General features: G+C 43.8%; 20 protein-coding genes. 6 read left to right on the top strand and 14 right to left on the bottom strand.

Translation table 11 applies throughout. The annotated features are described in order from the left end of the window. Positions 1 to 107: 107 nt before the first annotated feature. The 6 genes from hemE (at position 108) to AB6735_RS00905 (ending at position 5,390) form a co-directional block, all read left to right on the top strand. Positions 108 to 1,133, top strand: a complete 1,026-nt coding sequence (hemE, locus tag AB6735_RS00930; protein ID WP_370993932.1) for a uroporphyrinogen decarboxylase — start codon at positions 108 to 110, stop codon at positions 1,131 to 1,133. A gap of 79 nt (positions 1,134 to 1,212) precedes the next feature. After that, positions 1,213 to 1,749 (top strand): protoporphyrinogen oxidase HemJ, encoded by a 537-nt coding sequence (gene hemJ, locus AB6735_RS00925; protein ID WP_370993931.1) that lies wholly within the window; start codon positions 1,213 to 1,215, stop codon positions 1,747 to 1,749. Positions 1,750 to 2,081: 332 nt separating this feature from the next. After that, complete coding sequence (locus AB6735_RS00920) at positions 2,082 to 2,654, top strand: RNA polymerase sigma factor (protein ID WP_370993930.1); 573 nt, start codon at positions 2,082 to 2,084, stop codon at positions 2,652 to 2,654. After that, a complete protein-coding gene (locus AB6735_RS00915; RefSeq protein ID WP_370993929.1) occupies positions 2,638 to 3,411 on the top strand; it encodes a hypothetical protein in 774 nt (257 codons plus the stop codon). The genes AB6735_RS00920 and AB6735_RS00915 overlap by 17 nt, the downstream gene beginning before the upstream one ends. Positions 3,412 to 3,428: 17 nt before the next feature. After that, a complete protein-coding gene (locus AB6735_RS00910) occupies positions 3,429 to 4,247 on the top strand; it encodes an outer membrane beta-barrel protein (RefSeq protein ID WP_370993928.1) in 819 nt (272 codons plus the stop codon). 144 nt (positions 4,248 to 4,391) lie between these two features. Next, complete coding sequence (locus AB6735_RS00905; RefSeq protein WP_370993927.1) at positions 4,392 to 5,390, top strand: ABC transporter ATP-binding protein; 999 nt, start codon at positions 4,392 to 4,394, stop codon at positions 5,388 to 5,390. A gap of 112 nt (positions 5,391 to 5,502) precedes the next feature. On the opposite strand, the gene ilvA is transcribed toward AB6735_RS00905, so the two are convergent. The 14 genes from ilvA to AB6735_RS00835 form a co-directional block, all read right to left on the bottom strand. After that, a complete protein-coding gene (gene ilvA / locus AB6735_RS00900; RefSeq protein ID WP_370993926.1) occupies positions 5,503 to 6,753 on the bottom strand; it encodes a threonine ammonia-lyase IlvA in 1,251 nt (416 codons plus the stop codon). Positions 6,754 to 6,755: 2 nt separating this feature from the next. Then, entirely contained in the window at positions 6,756 to 7,922 is a 1,167-nt protein-coding gene (locus tag AB6735_RS00895; RefSeq protein WP_370993925.1) for a 2-isopropylmalate synthase, read from the bottom strand. 163 nt (positions 7,923 to 8,085) lie between these two features. Beyond that, on the bottom strand, positions 8,086 to 8,841 hold the full coding sequence (locus tag AB6735_RS00890; protein WP_370993924.1) for a trans-aconitate 2-methyltransferase: 756 nt from the start codon (positions 8,839 to 8,841) through the stop codon (positions 8,086 to 8,088). A gap of 119 nt (positions 8,842 to 8,960) precedes the next feature. Further along, complete coding sequence (gene leuB, locus AB6735_RS00885; RefSeq protein ID WP_370993923.1) at positions 8,961 to 10,037, bottom strand: 3-isopropylmalate dehydrogenase; 1,077 nt, start codon at positions 10,035 to 10,037, stop codon at positions 8,961 to 8,963. Between the two features lie 104 nt (positions 10,038 to 10,141). Beyond that, positions 10,142 to 10,729 carry a 3-isopropylmalate dehydratase small subunit gene (gene leuD / locus AB6735_RS00880; protein WP_370993922.1) on the bottom strand — a complete coding sequence of 196 codons (588 nt, stop codon included), beginning with the start codon at positions 10,727 to 10,729 and terminating at the stop codon, positions 10,142 to 10,144. A 55-nt stretch (positions 10,730 to 10,784) separates the two neighbouring features. Then, positions 10,785 to 11,195 carry a GxxExxY protein gene (locus AB6735_RS00875; protein ID WP_370993921.1) on the bottom strand — a complete coding sequence of 137 codons (411 nt, stop codon included), beginning with the start codon at positions 11,193 to 11,195 and terminating at the stop codon, positions 10,785 to 10,787. A gap of 40 nt (positions 11,196 to 11,235) precedes the next feature. Then, positions 11,236 to 12,654: a 3-isopropylmalate dehydratase large subunit gene (gene leuC / locus AB6735_RS00870; protein WP_370993920.1), complete on the bottom strand. Its 1,419-nt coding sequence runs from the start codon at positions 12,652 to 12,654 to the stop codon at positions 11,236 to 11,238. A gap of 107 nt (positions 12,655 to 12,761) precedes the next feature. Then, the gene (gene ilvC, locus AB6735_RS00865; RefSeq protein WP_370993919.1) at positions 12,762 to 13,820 is read right to left on the bottom strand and encodes a ketol-acid reductoisomerase; all 1,059 of its coding nucleotides are present in this window, start codon (positions 13,818 to 13,820) and stop codon (positions 12,762 to 12,764) included. 158 nt (positions 13,821 to 13,978) lie between these two features. Then, the gene (gene ilvN, locus AB6735_RS00860; RefSeq protein ID WP_370993918.1) at positions 13,979 to 14,584 is read right to left on the bottom strand and encodes an acetolactate synthase small subunit; all 606 of its coding nucleotides are present in this window, start codon (positions 14,582 to 14,584) and stop codon (positions 13,979 to 13,981) included. A gap of 30 nt (positions 14,585 to 14,614) precedes the next feature. After that, positions 14,615 to 16,351, bottom strand: a complete 1,737-nt coding sequence (ilvB, locus tag AB6735_RS00855; protein ID WP_370993917.1) for a biosynthetic-type acetolactate synthase large subunit — start codon at positions 16,349 to 16,351, stop codon at positions 14,615 to 14,617. Positions 16,352 to 16,432: 81 nt separating this feature from the next. Further along, the gene (ilvD, locus tag AB6735_RS00850; protein ID WP_370993916.1) at positions 16,433 to 18,142 is read right to left on the bottom strand and encodes a dihydroxy-acid dehydratase; all 1,710 of its coding nucleotides are present in this window, start codon (positions 18,140 to 18,142) and stop codon (positions 16,433 to 16,435) included. A gap of 561 nt (positions 18,143 to 18,703) precedes the next feature. Continuing rightward, positions 18,704 to 18,958: an ATP synthase F1 subunit epsilon gene (gene atpC / locus AB6735_RS00845; protein ID WP_076374640.1), complete on the bottom strand. Its 255-nt coding sequence runs from the start codon at positions 18,956 to 18,958 to the stop codon at positions 18,704 to 18,706. A 140-nt stretch (positions 18,959 to 19,098) separates the two neighbouring features. Further along, positions 19,099 to 20,604: a F0F1 ATP synthase subunit beta gene (atpD, locus tag AB6735_RS00840; RefSeq protein ID WP_370993915.1), complete on the bottom strand. Its 1,506-nt coding sequence runs from the start codon at positions 20,602 to 20,604 to the stop codon at positions 19,099 to 19,101. 160 nt (positions 20,605 to 20,764) lie between these two features. After that, positions 20,765 to 21,751: an NAD(P)H-quinone oxidoreductase gene (locus AB6735_RS00835; protein ID WP_370993913.1), complete on the bottom strand. Its 987-nt coding sequence runs from the start codon at positions 21,749 to 21,751 to the stop codon at positions 20,765 to 20,767. Positions 21,752 to 21,793 lie beyond the last annotated feature (42 nt).

Below are 21,793 nucleotides of genomic sequence, written 5' to 3'. Positions count from 1 at the left end.
TATCAAGTAGTTAGTATCAAGTATCAAGATTTTTGTAATCGGACATTAATAAAGCTCTTTTATAGGTCTTGATACTTGATACTAACTACTTGATACTCTAAAAATATATGAGAGATTCGTTATTAATAAAAGCAGCTTTTTCCGAGAAAACAGAACGCCCGCCGGTGTGGATGATGCGCCAGGCTGGCCGTTTCATGAAAGAATACTGGGATATCAAAAACAAGTATTCGTTCCTGGAAATGTGTAAAACCCCGGAGCTGGCTGCTGATGTTACCATGCTGCCGGTTGATCTGTTGGGTATAGATGGAGCCATCCTGTTTTCGGACATATTGGTTACCGGCGAAGCCATGGGCGGCGATCTGAGTTTTACTAATGGTGTTGGACCTAAGTTTGCCAACCCGGTACGTACACAAGCCGATGTGGATAACCTGCAGATCGATGTTTTGGATAAACTGCAATATGTTGCCGATGCTATAAAAGTAATTCAGCAGCGCTTAAATGGCCGTATCCCATTGATTGGTTTTGCAGGCGCGCCGTTTACCGTGATGAGCTACCTGGTAGAAGGCGGATCGACCAAGGATTTTAAACTCACTAAACTGATGCTGCATAATGAGCCCGAACTGGCTCATCAGCTGTTATCAAAAATAGCTGCCGTTACAGCCGATTATCTGAACATGCAGATAGCTGCGGGTGTAAATGCCGTACAGATATTTGACAGCTGGGCACAAGCGCTGGCCTGGGATGATTATAAAGAGTTTAGTCACCGTTATATTGCCGAGATCATCAGTAAGTTGAACCGTAAGGATATTCCGGTGATATCTTTCTGCAAAGGCAGTTCGGTATTTGCGCCGTTAATGGCCGAAGCCAAACCGGATGTGATCTCGATTGACTGGAACGTTGATCTGCTGGATATTAAAAAACGTTTACCAGAAGGTATTGCAGTACAAGGTAACCTTGACCCGCATATTTTGTATGCCGATAAAAAGGTGATCAAAGAACGTATTCACCGCCTGTTTGACAGGATGAAGGACGAAAAAGGTTTCATCTTTAACCTGGGGCATGGTATTATGCCCGATATCCCGTTTGACAACGTGAAGTACGCGGTAGAGGTGATCAAAGAATATGCCCCCTAACCCCCTAAAGGGGGAATAGCAGAGGGTGATTTATAAAAATTAAAAGGTTTGCTCCCCCTTTAGGGGGCTGGGGGGCGTTATGTACAATTACGTTAAAGCTATACATATCATCTTTGTGGTTTGTTGGATGGCCGGGCTATTTTATATAGTGCGCCTGTTTATATACCATACCGAGGCACAGGAAAAACCCGAACCCGATCGTAAGATATTATCAGATCAGTTTACCATTATGGAGCGTAAGCTGTGGAACATTATTACCATCCCATCCATGATCCTTACCGTGGCCGCTGGTATTACCATGCTGGTAATGCAACCCGGCTGGCTTCATTTTGGCTGGATGCACCTCAAACTTACTTTTGTGGTAGTGTTGGGCATATACCACCATATGTGCCAGAATAAGATTAAACAAATGGCCAATGGGGTGTTCAAGTGGTCGTCGACCCAATTACGCTTGTGGAATGAACTGGCTACGCTCTTGCTGTTTGCCATCGTTTTCCTGGTGGTGCTCAAAAGCGCTCTCAACTGGATATTTGGCGTAGTAGGCCTGGTGGCTTTAGCCATGATCCTGATGGTAGCCGTGAAAATATACAAGCGTTACAGGATGAAGAAGCCCTAAAATATAAAGAGCGCCATACGAGCGCAGCGTGGCAATCCCCGATTAGCAGGCCCGCTCTGTATAATTAGGGATTGCCACGCTGCGCTTACAGCAATGACGCGTATTATCAAAGCATATCCCTCACCACAACCGCACCGCTCCCGCGGGATTAGCGTAGCGTATCTCGTGGGTGGCATGATTAAAGCTTTTAGCTTTAATTTCAGCTGAAAGCTGAGGCCATGTTTGCCACGGGCTGGAAGCCCGCGGCAGCGGTAGCAGTATTAAGAATATATTGAAATATATTTTCAATACCATGCAACCAATTACTGAAGCATTACATCTTAATGCTATAAATGATGTTTTTGGAACCCAAATTTACCATTCAACAATTGATAGACCGTTGTAAAACGGGCGAACGTAAAGCACAGGAGTTGTTATACAAACAATTCGCTGCCAAAATGCTGGTGGTGTGTATGCGTTATGCTACCGACAGAATGGAGGCCGAAGATATGCTGCAGAACGGATTTATCCGGGTATTCCAGAAAGCGGCAGACTTTCGGGGTGATGGTTCATTTGAGGGCTGGGTAAGGCGCATTATGGTGCACAGCTCCATTGAATATTATCGTAAACATCATAAAATGCTGCAGGTGGTTAATACGGATGATGTAGGAAATGAGCCCTCGGTAAACCCATTGGCAACATCAAATTTAGATGCACAGGTATTGTTAAGCCTGATACAACAGCTGGCGCCGGGCTATCGCATGGTTTTTAACCTGTATGCGCTGGAGGGCTATTCGCACAAAGAAATAGCGGAGATGATGGGTATCAGCGAAGGCGCTTCCAAATCACAACTATCAAGGGCGCGGACTATATTAAAAGAACAAATTGCAAAAATGGAGGGTAAAAGTTATGGATATGCAGGGTAATGAATTAGATGAACTGTTTCGCTCGTCATTTGATGAATTGGAAATACAGCCATCGGCCCATGTATGGACTGGCATAGCCAATCAGTTGGATGCCGGCAAACGCAAAAGATCACTGATGCCCTTTTTAAGTATTGCCGCAGGTATTGTATTGGCGCTTACTATAGGCCTGCTGTTTATGCCAAAACAGATTAAGGTAAACAAGCAGAATCCATTGGTTAACAGGATAGATAAAAACACATCTCTGCTTACTAAAACAGTTCCGGTGGTACTAACCATCGAACAACCAAACAAAAAAACGGAAAAGGGAGTTATCACCCCAGCTAATCACTTGGCAGCTGTAAAGGTTGAAAAAACAAATAACAGAGAAAATGCAAATAGAACTAAAAAAGCAAAGGTACAGAATGAGGAGTTGGTGAAAGTGAATGCGGAACCACAGGGTGTTTTAACAAGTCGTGGAGATGATCTGGCCAGTGCGGTTATCCCCGATCATACCGGTGACGAAATATCAGTAAAACCAGCGATACATGACCTAAGTTTGTTGGAGAGCAAACAGCAATTGGCGGCCTTGCATGCAAAACCGATTACAGCCCCGGTTAAAAAACATCGTATCCGTAGTATGGGTGATGTGTTTAATGTAGTGATAGCGGCAGTTGATAAGCGGAAGGATAAGTTCATTGAATTTTCCAATACCGATGAGGATGACGCCACGATTACCGGTATTAACCTGGGCATCATTAAAGTGAAGAAAGAAAAATAATATATTTACCATTATATATGAAACGCTTAATTTTTACCATCATCATATGCGTTGTAGCAAGCATAAGCTTTGCGCAGACTACTTCCGATTCAACTCATACTACCGTTGATAGCGTTCATAGGAAACGTGTACGGGTGAAGTTAGGCGTGGGGGATGATGCGCCGGCTGTTTCAGCAAATCAGCCGGATACGGCCTATCATGCGCACAAGGCGCCCGGCTTTTCGTTCGGTGTAACCTTTTCCCGTATCGACCTGGGTTTGGCTACACTGGTTGATCATGGTAGTTTTACCTTATCGCCCAATAACCAGTTTTTGAGTTACCGCCAATGGAAAACCAGCAATTTCGGATTCGATGTGGTTCAGTTTGGCTATCGTTTTAACAGTGCCTTTAAAATATATGTTTCGGGTGGGTTCGACTGGACATTGATCCGTTTGCGCAGGGACATCACCATACAAAGGAATACACCGGTTTTAACTTATACGGAAGACGATATCCATTACAGTAAAAATCGTTTTTCGTCCAGTTATCTGCGTATTCCATTATCATTTTACTACCGTGGTCCCGAAGATTCCAGGGGTAACCATTTCAGATTAGTTGCAGGACCAGAGATTGGCGTATTGCTTAATGGGCGTGTAAAACAAATAAGCGAAGAGAACGGCAAACAGAAATTTAACGATGATTATCATTTTACCAAACTGCGTAAAGGCGCCTTTGTACGTGTAGGTTATGGCCTGATGGGTATTTATGCCAAATACTACTTTAGCGACATGTTTGAGAACAGCCCTGCACAGGCCGGATTGAATAATTTCTCATTCGGGTTGACGTTGGGATTTTAAAATTGAAGCTCGAATTTCACGAAGGGTTTCGAATTTCACAAAACAGATGGTACGATTTAAACCGGATCACACATAAGAAGTTCGAACTTCAAGAAACCTATTTTTATTCGTGAAATTCGAAATAATTCGTGATAATTGGTGTCTATGTCAGATACTCCTTTTTTGCAGGCAATTGCGGTAAGTAAAATATATCCTGGTAAACAGCTCTCAGGTGTAAAGCCAACCAATATGGTGGTGCAGCCCGGTAAAATAACGGCTATTATTGGTGAAAGCGGCAGCGGGAAAAGTACTTTACTCAAATTGCTTTACGGTTTGCTCTCTCCCGATACAGGGGAAGTACAATTTAAAGGCGATCGTATCTGGGGGCCCGAAGAAAAACTGATCCCCGGTCATGATGCCATGAAAATGGTTACCCAGCATACTGACGATCTGAACCTGTTTGCCAAAGTGTGGGATAACGTAGCCGCAATGCTGCCCGCAACCGACCTGGCCGCCAAACAACAAAAAACAGAGCAGGTGCTCCAGCAACTAAACATGTTGCACATGGCCGAAAGACGCGTGGCCGATCTGAGCGGCGGCGAAAAGCAGCGTGTGGCTATTGCGCGGGCTATTATCACCCGTCCGCAGGTTTTGTTGCTGGATGAGCCCTTTAACCAGGTGGATACTTCGTTTAGGGAGGGCTTGCAACGCGATATCAGGCAGATTGTAAAAGAAACCGGACTTACCGTGATCATGGTATCGCATGACCCGGCAGAAGTACTCTCCATGGCCGATGAATTGATCGTGCTGCAAAACGGAGAGATCATAGAACATGGTCATCCTAAAATCTTGTATCAATCACCAAAGAACTTGTATACCGCGCAACTGCTCAGTAACTGTAATGTACTTGCCGCAGTCGAATCCAAACTTTGCGGTGTGGATATTAAAAAGGAGCACGCGGTTATATATCCGGAATGGGTAAAAATTAAAGTAATTACCCCGAACAAAGGCTGGACTGTAAAACAAGTACTTTTTAAGGGTTTTTATGAGGACTTGATACTGGAGCAGAAAGGCGTATCATTACGTATAGTGAATGAGGAGTCGGGGAAATATTCCGAAGGTGATAAAGTTGCGGTAAGGGTAGGGAAGTGGTTGGAGTATTAGGGAGAGTCCGGGGTATTAAAAAAAAATGTCATTCTGAGGAACGAAGAATCTATTCGGCAATTAGATTCTTCACTACGTTCAGAATGACAAAAATTATTTTACGGTGTTTTTTTTATACCAGATACTCAAACAAAGTACGGTCTTTATTCAATTCGATCACGTTAAAGCGATGGGCTAACATGCGTTTTAACAATGCCGGATAATCATCGGCTGATTGGAGTTCGATGCCCACCAGGGCAGGGCCGTTCTCCTTATCATTTTTCTTGATGAACTCAAAGCGGGTAATATCGTCATGCGAACCTAATACATTGGTCACAAACAATTTTAAAGCACCCGGACGCTGCGGAAAGCGAACTATGAAGTAATGCTTAAGTCCTTCATATAGTAAAGACTTCTCTTTGATCTCCTGCATGCGGGCAATATCGTTATTACCACCGCTCACCACACAAACTACTTTTTTGCCTTTTATTTTGTCTTTGCAGGCGTCAAGCACCGCTACAGAAAGGGCGCCCGCCGGTTCAGCCACAATGGCATCCTCATTGTATAGCTTGAGTATAGTGGTACAAACTTTTCCTTCGGGTACCAACAACATTTCATCCAGTAACTCACGACAAATCTCATAAGTTAAAGTACCTACACGTTTTACCGCTGCACCGTCAACAAAGCGATCTATCTCCGGCAATGTGATCGGCTCACCATGTTCAAAAGCTTTCAGCATAGATGGCGCGCCTTCGGGCTCAACCCCTATCAGGTAAACTCCCGGTACGTGTTGTCTTAAGTAACTGCTGGTACCTGCCGCCATACCGCCACCACCGATAGGCATAATTACGGCTTCAACATCCGGCAGATCTTCTAATATTTCTAAACCCACAGTTCCCTGTCCTTCAATAATACGATAATTATCAAAAGGAGGAATAAAGGTCATCTGATGAGCCTCAGTATAGATCAACGCTTCGCGCAGGCAATCATCAAAAGTATCGCCGGTTAAAACGATTTCGACGTTACCATGCCCATGCATTTCTGTTTGGGTAATTTTTTGTTTCGGCGTAATCTCGGGCATAAAAATTACACCCTTAGTGCCCAAGGCATTGCAGCTGAATGCCACACCCTGCGCATGGTTACCCGCACTGGCGCAAACCACACCACGACTCAACTCTTCGGCACTTAGCTGACTGATCATGTTGTATGCGCCACGTAACTTGTAGGAGCGTACAACCTGTAAGTCTTCACGTTTGAGGTATACCTCACATTCGTATTTTGCCGATAAGCCGGCATTATATTCCAGCGGAGTGCGCTTAACAACGCCTTTCAGGCGTTGATGGGCAGCTTCAAAATCCAGCTGGTTCTTAGTATCAGTTTCCATTATTAGTTTTTTACCAGCTTGTGCGCTACCAGGCTCAACAGGTCGTTATCGTTGATGTCTAATTTAGCATCAGCAAGGGTTAAAAAGTTGTTATAAGCTTCGGCCAGTTCTTCTTTACTCAGGTTGATGCCCAGGCGCTCCAGATGGAACTTAAGCGCGTGCCTGCCGCTGCGGGCAGTCAATACAATACTTGCACTTGGGAAACCTACATCTTCCGGACGAATGATCTCATAGTTTTCGCGCATTTTCAAGAAGCCATCCTGATGTATACCAGAGCTGTGTGCAAAGGCGTTGGCGCCTACAATGGCTTTATTTGGCTGTACCGGCATGCGCATTTGTGTACGGATCATTTGGCTAAGCTCATAAAATCTTTTAGAGTCTATCTGTGTATGTAAACCCAGCACCTGGTGTGTTTTCAGGATCATGACCACTTCTTCAATAGAGGTGTTGCCTGCACGCTCTCCAATACCGTTAATAGTACCCTCTATCTGGCGTGCGCCATTCTGCAAACCGGCAATGGAGTTGGCTGTAGCTAAACCCAGGTCGTTATGACAATGTACCGAAATGATAGCTTTGTCGATGTTTTTAACATTCTCTTTCAGGAATTTGATCTTGCTGCCGTACTGATCTGGCAGGCAATAGCCGTTGGTATCCGGAATGTTAACTACTGTAGCACCGGCGGCAATTACAGCCTCAACCATTTTGGCCAGGTATTCCACATCGGCACGGCCGGCATCCTCGGCATAAAATTCAATATCTTCTACCGCACGTTTGGCATATTTTACGGCTTCAACGGCACGTTCCAGAATTTCTTCGCGGGTACTGTTAAATTTATGTTTGATGTGCATATCAGACGAACCGATACCCGTATGGATACGCGGCCGTTTGGCGTATTTTAACGACTCGATAGCAGCGTCAATATCGCCTTTGTTGGCACGTGTTAAGGCGCAAATAGTAGGTTCTTTTACAGCTTTTGAAATTTCAACAACGCTGTTGAAATCACCCGGACTTGAAACCGGGAAACCTGCTTCAATAATATCCACGCCCAGCAGCTCCAGTTCTTTTGCTATCTCAATTTTTTCGGGGGTTGTTAACTGGCAACCAGGTACCTGCTCGCCATCGCGAAGCGTGGTATCAAAAACATAAACGCGGTTGGGATCGTGTAACATATTTTTTTTAGTTTTTAAATTTTTGTTAGTATCAAGTAGCGAGTATCAGGTATCAAGACCTGTTCGTTTACTTTTTACTTAATTCAATTCATTATCTGTAGGTATCTAAAATCAAAACAGATAAAAAGTCTTGATACTTGATACTAATTACTTGCTACTTAAATTATTCTTTTATCGCCACAAACCGTAACCTTTTATAGTCGGCATACCATTGGCCGTTTTCATTATAGTAGGGTTCCAGTTTGTGGGTTATCTCTTTTAATATTTCCGCTTTCTCCTCTTCAGGGATATTCTCCAGATATTGGGCGCCAAACATGGTTACCCATTTAGCCACACCATCATCGCCATCCTGCAGTGGTGTTTTACGGTCGTAATGCACTACATAGGTTACCCTAAAGCCATGTTCTTCCAGCAGGGTAGCGTATTCGCCTACAGAAGGAAAATACCAAAGCTTAGTATCGGCCTGTACATGGTAACCATGATTTTGCAATACCAGTTGAATGGCCTCAATCAAGTGTGCCACATTTCCTTTACCACCCATTTCGGCCACAAAACGACCACCGTGTTTCAAACTGTTGTACACACTACGTGCAGCGCCGTTGGCATCAAGCACCCAGTGCAGGGCCGCGTTTGAAAATACGGCGTCATATTTTTCGTCGGTAAAAAAATCGGCAGCATTCTCCACCGCGAAATCAACTTCCGGGTATTTTGCCCTGGCCTGCTCAATCATTTCCGGCGAAAAGTCTGTGCCTTTTACGCGTGCGCCTTTATCTTTTATTTGTTGTGTTAAATGGCCCGTACCGCAACCCAGATCCAGGATATATTCGCCAGGTTTAACATCCAGTAACTCCAGCACATCCTCGCCGTATTGAAATACAAAGGCATGCTTTTGGTCGTACAAGTCAGCGTTCCATTTCATATTCTTTCAGATTACACCGATGTTTTTTGATTACACCGATCTTGTTTTGATGATTACACAGATATCAATGTGATTTCACCGATTTGTATTCCTGCACCCCCTTTAGAGGGCTGGGGGGCTTACAAATATTCCAACACTTTTTGGCCCATGGCCGTAGTGCCTAAAATTTTGCTTTTATCTGTATTCGCATCAGCGATATCGCCAGTCCGGTAACCATCTTTTAACGCTTTATCAACTGCTGATGTTACCAGTTTGGCTTCTTCTTTTAATCCGAAGCTGATCTCCAACATTAAGGCCACGGATAGGATAGAAGCCAGCGGATTGGCTTTATCCTGCCCGGCAATATCATGTGCCGAACCATGGATAGGTTCAAAGAAACCTGTTCCATCACCGATAGATGCCGAGGCCAGCATACCCATTGACCCCGCTATCTGCGATGCTTCGTCCGTTAAAATATCACCAAAAAGATTGGCAGTTAACACCACATCAAACTTTTTAGGGTTTTTAACCAGTTGCATGGCTGCATTGTCAATAAACATATGCTCGGTTTCCACATCCGGGTATTGTTTAGCTATCTCCTGAACCACCTCGCGCCACAGGCGTGATGCTTCCAATACGTTGGCCTTATCTACAGAGCATAATCTTTTGCCACGAACACGGGCTGCTTCATATGCTTTTATAGCGATACGTTCTACCTCGTACCGTGAGTAGATCATCAGATCTGACGCAGTGTTACGGTCTTCGCTGCGTTTTTTCTCGCCGAAATAAACATCACCTGTCAATTCGCGGAAGAAAAGGATATCAGTCCCTTTTAATATTTCGGGTTTTAAGCTTGATGCATCCAACAGCTCATCAAAGAGCATGATGGGGCGCAGGTTGGCATATAACCCAAGTTCTTTACGTATTTTTAATAACCCTTGTTCAGGACGTACTTTGGCCGATGGATCATTATCGTATTTAATGTGACCAATGGCGCCAAATAGAATAGCGTCGCTGGCTTTTGCCTTAGCTAAAGTTTCGTCGGGTAGCGGATTGCCGGTTGCTTCGATACCTGCGTGACCCATGAGGGCTTCGTCAAAGGTAAATTCATGACCAAATTTTTGACCAATTGCTTCCAGTACGGCCTTACCCCAGGTTGTTACTTCGGTACCGATACCATCACCGGGTATTACTAATATATGTTTAGATAGTCCCATAAACCCCCTAACCCCCTAAAGGGGGAATTTTTTGATTGTGTTGTTGTTAATTAGTTTATTATAATCTCTTTGGTTTGTCCCTTTCCAGTTCCCCCTTCAGGGGGTTAGGGGGTTTCAAACTCCTTTATCAGCTCCTTTTTGCTCAGGATGTAGTCAATATCATCATAGCCATTGGTCATGCAGGCTTTTTTGTAGGGGTTAACCTCAAATGTTTCCTGTTCGCCGGTAGCTACAATTTTAATGAACTGATCAACCAGGTCAATTTCTACTACAGCATGCTCATCGGCATAAACGGCTTCAAAGATCTTCTTTAAAAAATCGTCGCTTACCTGTACCGGGAGCAGACCATTGTTTAAGGCGTTGCCCTTAAATATATCGGCAAAAAAGCTGCTTACCACGGCGTCAAAGCCATAATCGGCAATGGCCCAGGCCGCATGCTCGCGACTACTGCCACAGCCAAAGTTTTTGCCTGCAACCAGTATTTTACCACTGAAGTTTGGATTGTTGAGTACAAAATCCGGTTTCGGATTGTCATTCTCGTCAAAACGCCAGTCGCGGAATAAGTTGTTACCAAAGCCTTCGCGGGTGGTAGCTTTCAAAAACCTGGCGGGAATGATCTGGTCCGTATCGATATTCTCGATAGGCAGAGGCACTACGCTGGTTTGTATATGTTTAAATATTTTGGTACTCATTGTCTGAACTCGAATTTATTGAATTTAAGAATGGCCGGAATTTTTGGCGTTCTTCTTAAATCAATTGTGGTTTGTATTTTCTATTTAATAATCGTTTAAATTGCAAGCTATTACTTCCAAAGTTGATCAGTAGCCCAGTCTTCATATTATAAGCCTCAAGGTAATTTATGCCTTGAGCCAGCTGTGTGTCACCTAAATCAATGATTGCTTTTAATTCAACCATAATCTCACTTTCAACAAAGAAATCTACCCGTCTTGTTCCGATGTGCTCATTTTTGTAATAGATAGGCATTTCCATTTCCCGCTGATATACTAATCCCTCATTCCTTAATTCTATTTCAAGGGCGCGCTGGTATATCACTTCCTGGAATCCATTACCAAGCGCTGAATGGACACGCATGGCACAACCTATAATTTTACCGGTGCAGTCATTAAACTCTTCGGCCGTACGCTTATAGTTTTCCATTTTTAAATTCTGGTAATTCTACAATTCCAAAAATTCGGGTTCAGACAGCTAATTCTTCCTCTTTCAAAAACTCACGTATATCCGTTACCACACCCGTAATAGCCGATGCAGCCGCGGTGAGCGGGCTGGCCAGGAAGGTGCGGGAATTTGGCCCTTGCCTGCCTTCGAAATTACGGTTGGAGGTAGATACACAATATTTGCCTGCCGGTATTTTATCTTCGTTCATGCCCAGGCATGCGCTGCATCCCGGTTCGCGAAGCGGGAAACCTGCCGCGTCAAATATTTTATCCAGTCCCTCGCGGATGGCTTGTTCCTGTACCTGTTTTGATCCGGGCACTACCCATACGGTAACATTATCTGCCTTGTGTTTGCCTTTTACAAATTCGGCTACCTGGCGCAGATCTTCAATGCGTGAATTGGTGCAACTGCCGATGAACACATAGTCAATGGGTTTACCCAGTAACTGCTCATCATCATGCAAACCCATGTATTCCAGGGCTTTTTTGTATGATCCCTGCTCTTTGGCTTCAAATGAAGCGGTTTCAGGAACGTGTTGTGTAACGCCAATGCCCATACCGGGGTTTGTTCCGTAGGTGATCATTGGCTCAATGTCTTCGGCTTTAAAGGATAATACTTCATCAAAAGATGCATCAGCATCAGAGTATAAAGTTTTCCAGTAAGCTACTGCTTTATCCCACTCTTCGCCTTTAGGGGCAAATTCGCGGCCTTTTACGTATTCAATAGTTGTTTCGTCAGGAGCAATTAGTCCGCAACGTGCACCCATTTCGATGCTCATGTTGCAGATGGTCATGCGGCCTTCCATGCTTAATGAGCGGATGGTATCGCCGGCGTATTCTACAGCATAACCCGTACCGCCTGCGGCAGAGATCTGCGCGATGATGTACAGAATGATGTCTTTAGCGCCAACACCTTTGTGCAATTTGCCATTCACCTCAATCTTCATTCTTTTGGGACGGGATTGCAGTAAACACTGGGTTGCCATTACCTGCTCCACCTGCGAGGTGCCTATACCGAACGCTATGGCACCAAAGGCGCCGTGTGTTGAAGTATGGCTATCACCGCAAACATAAGTGCCACCCGGACGGGTAATGCCCAGCTCTGGCCCTATTACGTGCACAATGCCCTGGAAAGGGTGGCCCAAGCCGTACAGCTCAATACCAAACTCTTTACAGTTTTTGGTAAGCATATCAACCTGGTAGCGGGAAAGTTCTTCTTTAATGGGAAGGTGCTGATCAATGGTAGGAACGTTATGATCGGCAGTGGCCACGGTTTGTTTTGGCCTGAAAACCGGTAACCCTCTGGTACGCAAACCATCAAATGCCTGCGGACTGGTTACTTCGTGTATGAAATGTGTGTCGATGTATAAAATATCAGGAAAGCCCTCGTTGCTACTGACGACGTGTGCATCCCAAATCTTATCAAATAATGTTTGTCCCATGTTTTTTAGTCTTTAGTCTAAAGTCCGAAGTAGTAAGTCATAAGCCGTAAGTACAAAGTCATTGACTTATAACTTCATACTTATGACTTACGACTCAAGACTTATAATTACGCTTCTACAACCTGGTTTTCAGGGCGTAAGCTGCGTACAGTTTTACCTGCTTGCCATATTTCGCTTTCGCGTAATTCTTTTAATTCCGCGTCTAATTTTTCGCGGTAATCAGGTTGGCTGTTCAGATCAATTGAACGTTGTGATTCTTTGCCAGTTGCAACGCTTTTGTATAATTCTTCAAATACTGGTTTAGTAGCGTCACGGAATTTTTTCCACCAATCCAAAGCGCCACGTTGTGCTGTAGTTGAGCAATTGGCATACATCCAATCCATACCGTTTTCTGCAACTAATGGCATTAATGATTGAGTTAACTCCTCAACAGTTTCATTAAAGGCTTCAGATGGTGAGTGACCATTGGCACGCAATACATCGTACTGAGCAGCAAAGATACCCTGGATACAACCCATCAGCGTACCACGCTCGCCGGTTAAATCGCTGTATACTTCTTTTTTGAAGTTGGTTTCAAACAGGTAACCGCTACCTACAGCAATACCTAATGAAATAACACGCTCAAATGCTTTACCGGTAGCATCCTGGAAAATAGCGTAGCTTGAGTTTAAGCCACGGCCTTGCAGGAACATACGGCGTAACGAAGTACCAGATCCTTTAGGAGCAACCAAAAATACATCAACATCAGCAGGAGGAACGATGCCGGTTTGCTCGTTAAAAGTGATACCAAAACCATGAGAAAAGTATAATGCTTTACCTGGGGTTAAGTGTTTTTTAACAGTTGGCCAAAGAGCTATCTGAGCTGCATCACTTAATAAATAGCAAATTACAGTTCCTCTTTCCAGAGCTTCTTCAATTTCAAAAAGTGTTTCGCCGGGTACAAAGCCATCGCTTACTGCTTTATCCCATGTTTTAGTGCCTTTACGCTGACCAACAATTACATTAATGCCATTGTCTTTTTGGTTTAATGCCTGACCAGGACCTTGAACGCCATAGCCAATTACTGCTACAACTTCGTCTTTTAATACTTCCTGCGCTTTTGATAAAGGAAACTCTTCGCGGGTTACTACGTTTTCTTCAGTACCGCCGAAATTTAATTTTGCCATTGTTTTGTTTTTATTTAATGATTTTGATGATTTCACCGATTGTAGAGTGATTTCACCGATTATTCTATTTTAAGTTTATTTATTTTGATTTCACCGATTTTTACGAAAATCAGTCATTTTAGTTGTTAGCTTTCAGCTTTAACCTTTCGGCTTTCAGCTTACATAGTAAATACTTTTTCGCCCTGGTTAAGGTATTCGTTTTCTATCACTTCTTCGCCTGGTTCCAGTCTTTCAAATTCGCGTAGTTTACGGTTAAAACCTTCACTGTCTTTAATAATGGCTACACGTGCGCTGCGTACAAACTCAATCAAGCCGAAAGGCTGCAATATACTGATCAAATTGTCAGTTTCCTCACGGTGACCAGTGGTTTCAAATACCGTATAATCTTTACGCAATACAACTACACGCGCGCCGTTTTCACGTAACAAACGCTCAACGCTCACTTTCTCGGCAATTACATCGGTTGATACTTTATATAACGCTAATTCCTGCCAGATCACATCGGCATTGGTATGATAATATGCTTTCAGTACTTCCACTTGCTTTTCTATCTGACGAACAAGCTTACGTACTACTTCTTCCGATTCGGTGATCACAATGTTAAAGCGATGAATTTTATCTATCTCAGATGGAGATGTATTCAGGCTTTCGATATTGATCTTACGGCGCGAGAATATGATGGCTATGCGTGTTAGCAGACCTATCTGGTTTTCGGTATAAACCGTGATGTTAAATTCTTGTTTCTCTATATCTTGATTGCTCATGATTGCTATTTTAAAGGTTATAGGCTGTAATTATTTCAACCTGATCTCGGCTACACTGCATCCTTGCGGTACCATCGGGAATACATTATTCTCTTTGGTTACCATCACTTCTAAAAGGAATGACCCTTTTGTGTTCAGCATTTCATTTAATACTGCCGGAAGTTCTGCCCGGTCGTCAATTCGTTTACCGGGAATTTTATATGCCGATGCCAGTGTTACAAAATCAGGGCTCTGGATATCTACAAACGAATAACGGCGCTCATTAAATAGCTCCTGCCATTGCCTAACCATACCCAGGAAACGGTTGTTCAGAATGATGATCTTTACATCGATACCGGTTTGCATAATAGTGCCCAATTCCTGCAAGGTCATCTGGAAACCGCCATCACCAATAATAGCTACAACTGTGCGGTCTTGAGCGCCAAATTTGGCACCGATAGCAGCAGGCAGGGCAAAGCCCATAGTACCTAAACCACCGCTGGTAACGTTGCTGCGTGTTTTATTGAATCGGGCATAACGGCAGGCCACCATCTGGTGCTGACCTACGTCGGTTACGATAATAGCCTCACCTTTTGTAATTTCATTCAGTTGTTTGATCACTTCACCCATGGTCATTTCGGGGGTGGTTGGGTTCAATTCGTCATGAATTACGGCTTCAATTTCTTTCTGAGTGTATTCGTTAAAAGTATTGAGCCATTCGGTATGTTTCTTTTCTTCAATCAGCTTGGTCAGCATTGGCAGCGTCTCTTTACAGTCGCCCCATACCGGTACGGTTGATTTTACGTTTTTGTCGATCTCGGCCGGGTCAATATCCAAATGAACCACCTTTGCCTGTTTAGCATATTTATCTAAACGGCCGGTTACGCGGTCGTCAAAGCGCATACCGATAGCAATCAATACATCGCATTCATTAGTTAATACGTTAGGGCCATAGTTACCGTGCATGCCCAGCATACCTACGTTTAAAGGATGTTCTGTTGGGATGGCGCCCGCACCTAAAACAGTCCATGCTGCAGGGATACCGCTTTTTTCAACAAAAGCTTTAAATTCCTGTTCGGCACTGCCCAGTATTACGCCCTGACCCCAAACGATAAATGGCTTTTTAGCCTGATTGATCAGCGCGGCAGCTTCTTGAACGTATTGCGTACGCACAATAGGTTTTGGCCTGTAGCTACGGATATGGTTACATTTGGTATAACCTTGAAAATTGAACTTTTGTATCTGGGCGTTTTTGGTTATATCGATGAGTACCGGTCCGGGACGGCCGCTTTTGGCTATATAGAAAGCCTTGGCGATAACCTCGGGGATCTCGTTAGCATCAGTTACCTGGTAATTCCATTTTGTTACCGGGGTAGTGATGTTAATCACATCGGTTTCCTGAAAGGCATCGGTACCTAACAAATGGGCGAATACCTGCCCGGTGATACATACCACGGGTGTGCTATCTATCTGCGCATCGGCTAAACCAGTTACCAGGTTGGTTGCACCTGGACCGCTGGTTGCAAATACAACACCCACTTTACCTGAAGTACGGGCATAACCCTGACCAGCATGGATACCACCCTGTTCGTGACGGACCAGGATGTGGTTCAGTTTATCATTATAATCAAATAGAGCATCGTAGATGGGCATGATAGCGCCACCTGGATAGCCAAAGATGGTATCAACACCTTCAACAATTAATGCCTCCAATAATGCTACTGATCCTGAAACTTCTACCGCTGTTGTTGGAGCGGGTGTAGTTAGTGTTTCCTGTGCAACTTCCATAGTGTTGGGTATTAGTTTGTTGTACGTTTTATATTGTATGTTATTTCTTTTGTCTTTTAATCCTTTGTCCTTAATCAATAATTAAGGCATTTCGTCGGTAACGCAACCTTCAGCAGCTGTGCTTACTGTTTTAGCGTAGCGGTATAATAAGCCCTTGCTTACCTTTAAAGCAGGTTGTTTCCAGGCCGCTTTACGGGCGGCAAATTCTTCGTCACTTATCATTACATTGATGGTGCGGTTAACGGCATCAATAAATATCCGGTCTTCATCTTTTACAAAAGCGATACCGCCGCCATCATAAGCTTCTGGTGTAATGTGACCAACTACAAAGCCGTGTGTTCCGCCCGAAAAACGTCCATCAGTAATTAATGCTACCGAACTACCTAATCCTGCGCCAAATATGGCAGAAGTAGGCTTCAGCATCTCTGGCATACCAGGAGCGCCTTTAGGACCTACGTTGCGGATAACCACCACATCGCCGGCTTTAACACGGCCGCTTTGTATGCCATGTATCAATTCAAATTCACCATCAAATACACGGGCAGGGCCTTCAAAACTGGTACCCTCTTTACCGGTGATCTTGGCTACGCTGCCGCCTTCGGCAAGGTTTCCGTATAATATTTGCAAGTGACCGGTTGCTTTGATCGGGTTGGTAGCCGGGAAAATTATTTTTTGTGTTTCGAAACTGATCTCCGGAACATCAGCCAGATTTTCAGCAATGGTTTTGCCGGTAACAGTTAAACAATCGCCATGTAACCATCCCTGGCTCAAACAGTATTTCATTACAGCGGGTACGCCGCCAACATTGTGCAGGTCTTCCATCATATATTTACCACTTGGCTTCATATCGGCCAATACAGGTATGCGGTTACTTACCGTCTGGAAATCGTCTTGAGTTACTTTAACACCAACGCTTTTGGCCATTGCAATAAGGTGCAACACGGCGTTGGTTGAACCACCCAGTACCATGATCACAACCATGGCATTTTCAAATGCCTCGCGGGTCATGATGTCTGATGGCTTGATATCTTTTTCCAACAATATCTTGATCGCTTTACCCGCAGCAAGGCATTCTGCTTTTTTATCTTCGCTCAATGCCGGATTCGATGATGAGTAGGGCAAGCTCATACCCAAGGCCTCAATAGCGGCGGCCATTGTATTAGCCGTGTAGATACCACCACAGGCACCCGCGCTTGGACAAGCGTTTTTAATTACGCCCATAAAATCAACATCATCTATCTGACCTGCAATTTTTTTACCCAAAGCTTCAAATGCCGATACAATGTTCAAATCTTCACCTTTCCAGTGACCGGGTTTAATAGTGCCGCCGTATACCATGATAGACGGACGGTTTAAACGGCCCATAGCCATGATAGAGCCTGGCATGTTTTTATCACAGCCCGGCAGGGTAATTAAGCCATCATAATACTGTGCGCCGGTAACGGCTTCAATAGAGTCGGCAATAATATCGCGGCTCATTAATGAGTAGCGCATACCTTCGGTACCGTTGCTCATGCCATCGCTTACGCCAATGGTATGGAATATCAGGCCTACCATATCCTCATCCCAGATACCTTGTTTAACCAGCTTAGCCAGATCGTTCAGGTGCATATTGCAGGTGTTACCATCGTAACCCATGCTGGCCACCCCAACCTGTGCTTTTTCCATGTCATCGTCGGTTAAACCTATGCCGTATAACATGGCTTTGGCAGCAGGTTGTGTTTCGTCCTGTGTAAAAGTTTTGCTGTACTTATTCAATTCTATAGCCGCTGTAGTATCTGATGAACTCATTTTTATTTGGTATGATAGACTAATTTGTAAATAATTTTGCCTGTTGATCCTGGTTTATTCGTACAGTACGAATCTGTATTTGTAAGGTAGATATAGGAATAAAGAATAGCAATAGCTGCGATTTTTTTTTGAAAAAAGTATTTTATGCCGTTTTTATTATAAAAATGAAATTTAATTCTGCTTAAAATAAAAATATAGCAATAATATATGTTATAAAATATACCAAAGTTCAAAACGGTATTCGGTACATTTTTTATGCATGCATAGTAAGTTGTCGATTTTCTTCCTGAAATGGGCAAAGCTGATGCAGAAGTTGTAAAAATCGGATTGCTTTGCATGATGTAATTACCGCTTAAGGATGTTGCTTTATCTTTATATAATTTGCCTCAGAATTTAGCCCTGTTAATTTAAACAACTTTTAAGCAGGAGCCGATAAAAAAAGGGTTCAGTTTGTTCAGTAACGGTTAGGTTTGTTTGATAAAAGGCCAGCCGGAAAAAATGTCAAAAAAAAAACGTCCGGGCGTTATACCCGGACGTTTTTTTTGAATGTAGGTATAAGGACTATTTGTGCTGAATGCCTTCAGCAAGAATAATGACCTTATTGTTTAATACTTCAACTACGCCGCCTTTAATAAAAAAAACTTCTTCTTTAGCAGCGCTGCCGCCACGTACAGTTAGCTTACCATCCTGTAAAGTAGAGATGATAGGCGCGTGATGGTTTAATATTTCAAATAATCCCAAAGTACCAGGAACGGTTACCGATGTGGCTTCGCCCTCGTATACTTTTTTATCGGGAGTAAGAATTTCTAATGTCATATTTGATTAGATGTGAGATATGAGATATGAGATGTGAGACAAAATGCCTCTTGGTTCCCATATCCTATATCCCTTGTTTTTAATGTGAGATATAAGAGTTGAAATGGTGAATCTCAAATCTCATATCTCAAATCTCATATCTAAGCGTTGGCTTCAGCCAGCAGCTTTTTGCCTTTTTCAATGGCGTCTTCGATGCTGCCTACTAAGTTGAAAGCTGCTTCAGGATATTCATCCACTTCACCGTCCATGATCATGTTGAAACCTTTGATGGTTTCTTTGATATCAACCAATACACCTTTTAAGCCGGTAAATTGCTCGGCCACGTGGAATGGTTGTGACAGGAAACGCTGAACACGACGCGCACGTGATACAACCAGTTTATCTTCTTCAGATAACTCGTCCATACCCAGGATCGCGATAATATCCTGTAACTCTTTGTAACGTTGTAAAGTTTCTTTAACGCGTTGAGCAGTATTGTAATGCTCATCGCCTAAAACAGCAGGGCTAAGGATACGTGATGTAGAATCCAATGGATCCACAGCTGGGTAGATACCTAACTCGGCAATTTTACGTGAAAGTACAGTAGTAGCATCTAAGTGAGCGAAGGTTGTTGCCGGCGCAGGGTCGGTTAAGTCATCCGCAGGTACATAAACGGCTTGTACTGAGGTAATTGAACCTCTTTTTGTTGAGGTGATACGCTCTTGCATGGTACCCATTTCGGTAGCCAGTGTTGGCTGGTAACCTACCGCTGATGGCATACGGCCTAACAGCGCCGATACTTCAGAACCTGCTTGTGTAAAGCGGAAAATGTTATCGATAAAGAACAGGATATCACGGCCTTTGCCATCTTCTTCACCATCACGGAAATACTCGGCAATGGTTAAGCCTGATAAAGCCACACGTGCACGCGCACCTGGAGGCTCGTTCATTTGTCCGAAAACGAATGTTGCTTTTGACTCTTTTAAAGCTTCGGTATCAACTTTAGATAAGTCCCAACCGCCTTCTTCCATCGAGTGCATAAAGCCATCGCCATATTTAATAATGCCCGATTCAAGCATCTCACGTAAAAGGTCATTACCTTCACGGGTACGCTCACCTACACCGGCAAATACTGATAAACCAGAATAAGCCTTGGCAATATTGTTGATCAATTCCTGAATTAATACGGTTTTACCTACACCAGCACCACCAAACAATCCAATTTTACCACCTTTAGCGTAAGGCTCTAACAGGTCAATAACTTTAATGCCTGTGAACAATACTTCGGTTTCGGTAGATAGATCTTCGAAACGTGGAGGTACATTGTGGATAGGGCGGCCATTAGATTTATCTAAGTTTGCGATACCGTCAATAGCATCACCAACTACGTTGAACACGCGACCTTTAATGTTTTCGCCAACCGGCATTTTGATAGCGGCTTCGGTATCCAACACTTTCATGCCACGTAGCAATCCGTCTGTCGAATCCATCGCGATCGCACGTACACGATCTTCACCTAAATGCTGTTGAACTTCTAAAATTACTTTTTGGCCATTATCTTTCGTGATCTCTAACGCATCATAAATCTTGGGAAGATGAGCATCATCAGCGAAACTTACGTCAACTACCGGACCAATGATCCGTGATATTTTTCCAATGTTTGGCATATATAACCTGGTGTTTTAAAGAATTTTTCTGCGAAATAGTTGTTACTGTTAAAATATAAGATGCTATTTCAGAGGCGCAAAGTTAAGATTTCTATCCAAATATTTAAATAGCAACGCCAACATTTTTGCATATATTTTCTGCACACCCATTTTCAGGTTTTTAATGCGCAAAACTCAGCACAATTTTTCCTGTATGCGCGCTGCTTTCCATCAGCTCATGAGCGAGTGCGGCCTCTTCGGCTTTAAAAACTTTATAGATAACCGGCTTTATCTGCCCGGATGCCAGTAGCGGCCAGATGTTTTTTTGCAGCTTTTGAGCGATCACCGCTTTAAATGCCACATCCCGAGCCCGCAAGGTGGAGCCGGTGATCACCAGTCTTTTCATCATTACCTGTGCCAGATCAACCAGGGCATCCTTGCCTTTCATGGTATTGATCATCACCAGGCGGCCTTCAATAGCCAGCGATTGGATATTGCCCGGCGTATAATCGCCGCCTATCATGTCCAATATCACATCAACTCCTTTGCCGTTAGTTAATTGTTTAATAGCATCGGTAAAATTTTCTGTTTTGTAGTTGATAGCTTTGGTAGCACCTAATTGCTCGCAGAAGCGGCATTTTTCATCCGAGCCGGCAGTTACATAAACCGGATGACCCAACGCTTTCGCCATTTGTATGGCCGCAACCCCAATACCGCTTGACCCGCCGTGTACCAGCAAAGTTTCATCGCCTTTGAGGTTGGCACGATCAAATACATTGCTCCAAACGGTAAAAAACGTTTCGGGTAATGAGGCTGCCTCTTCAAATGAAAACCCATCCGGAACCGGCAGGCATTGACCCTCCGGGGCCTTGCAATATTCGGCATAACCACCACCAGCTACGAGGGCGCAAACTTTATCGCCAATTTTCCATTGGGTTACCGCCGTGCCAGTTTCAACTATGGTGCCGGCTATTTCCAAACCGGGGATATCCTGCACCACACCAGCAGGCGGCGGATATTTACCTTCGCGCTGTTTTATATCCGGACGGTTAACCCCGGCAGCCATCACTTTCACCAACACCTCATCAGCTCCACAACTGGGTTTTGATCTCTCGGCGATCTGCAAAACGGAAGGGGTACCAGGCCGGGTGACAACAACTGCGTTCATAATTAATTATTGAATTACTGATTTATTGAATTAGTGATTTTT

The organism is Mucilaginibacter sp. RCC_168, from assembly GCF_041355315.1.
Taxonomy (GTDB): Bacteria; Bacteroidota; Bacteroidia; order Sphingobacteriales; family Sphingobacteriaceae; genus Mucilaginibacter.
Note: the sequence above shows the minus strand (reverse complement) of the source record. Positions and strands in the feature narration are given on the sequence as shown.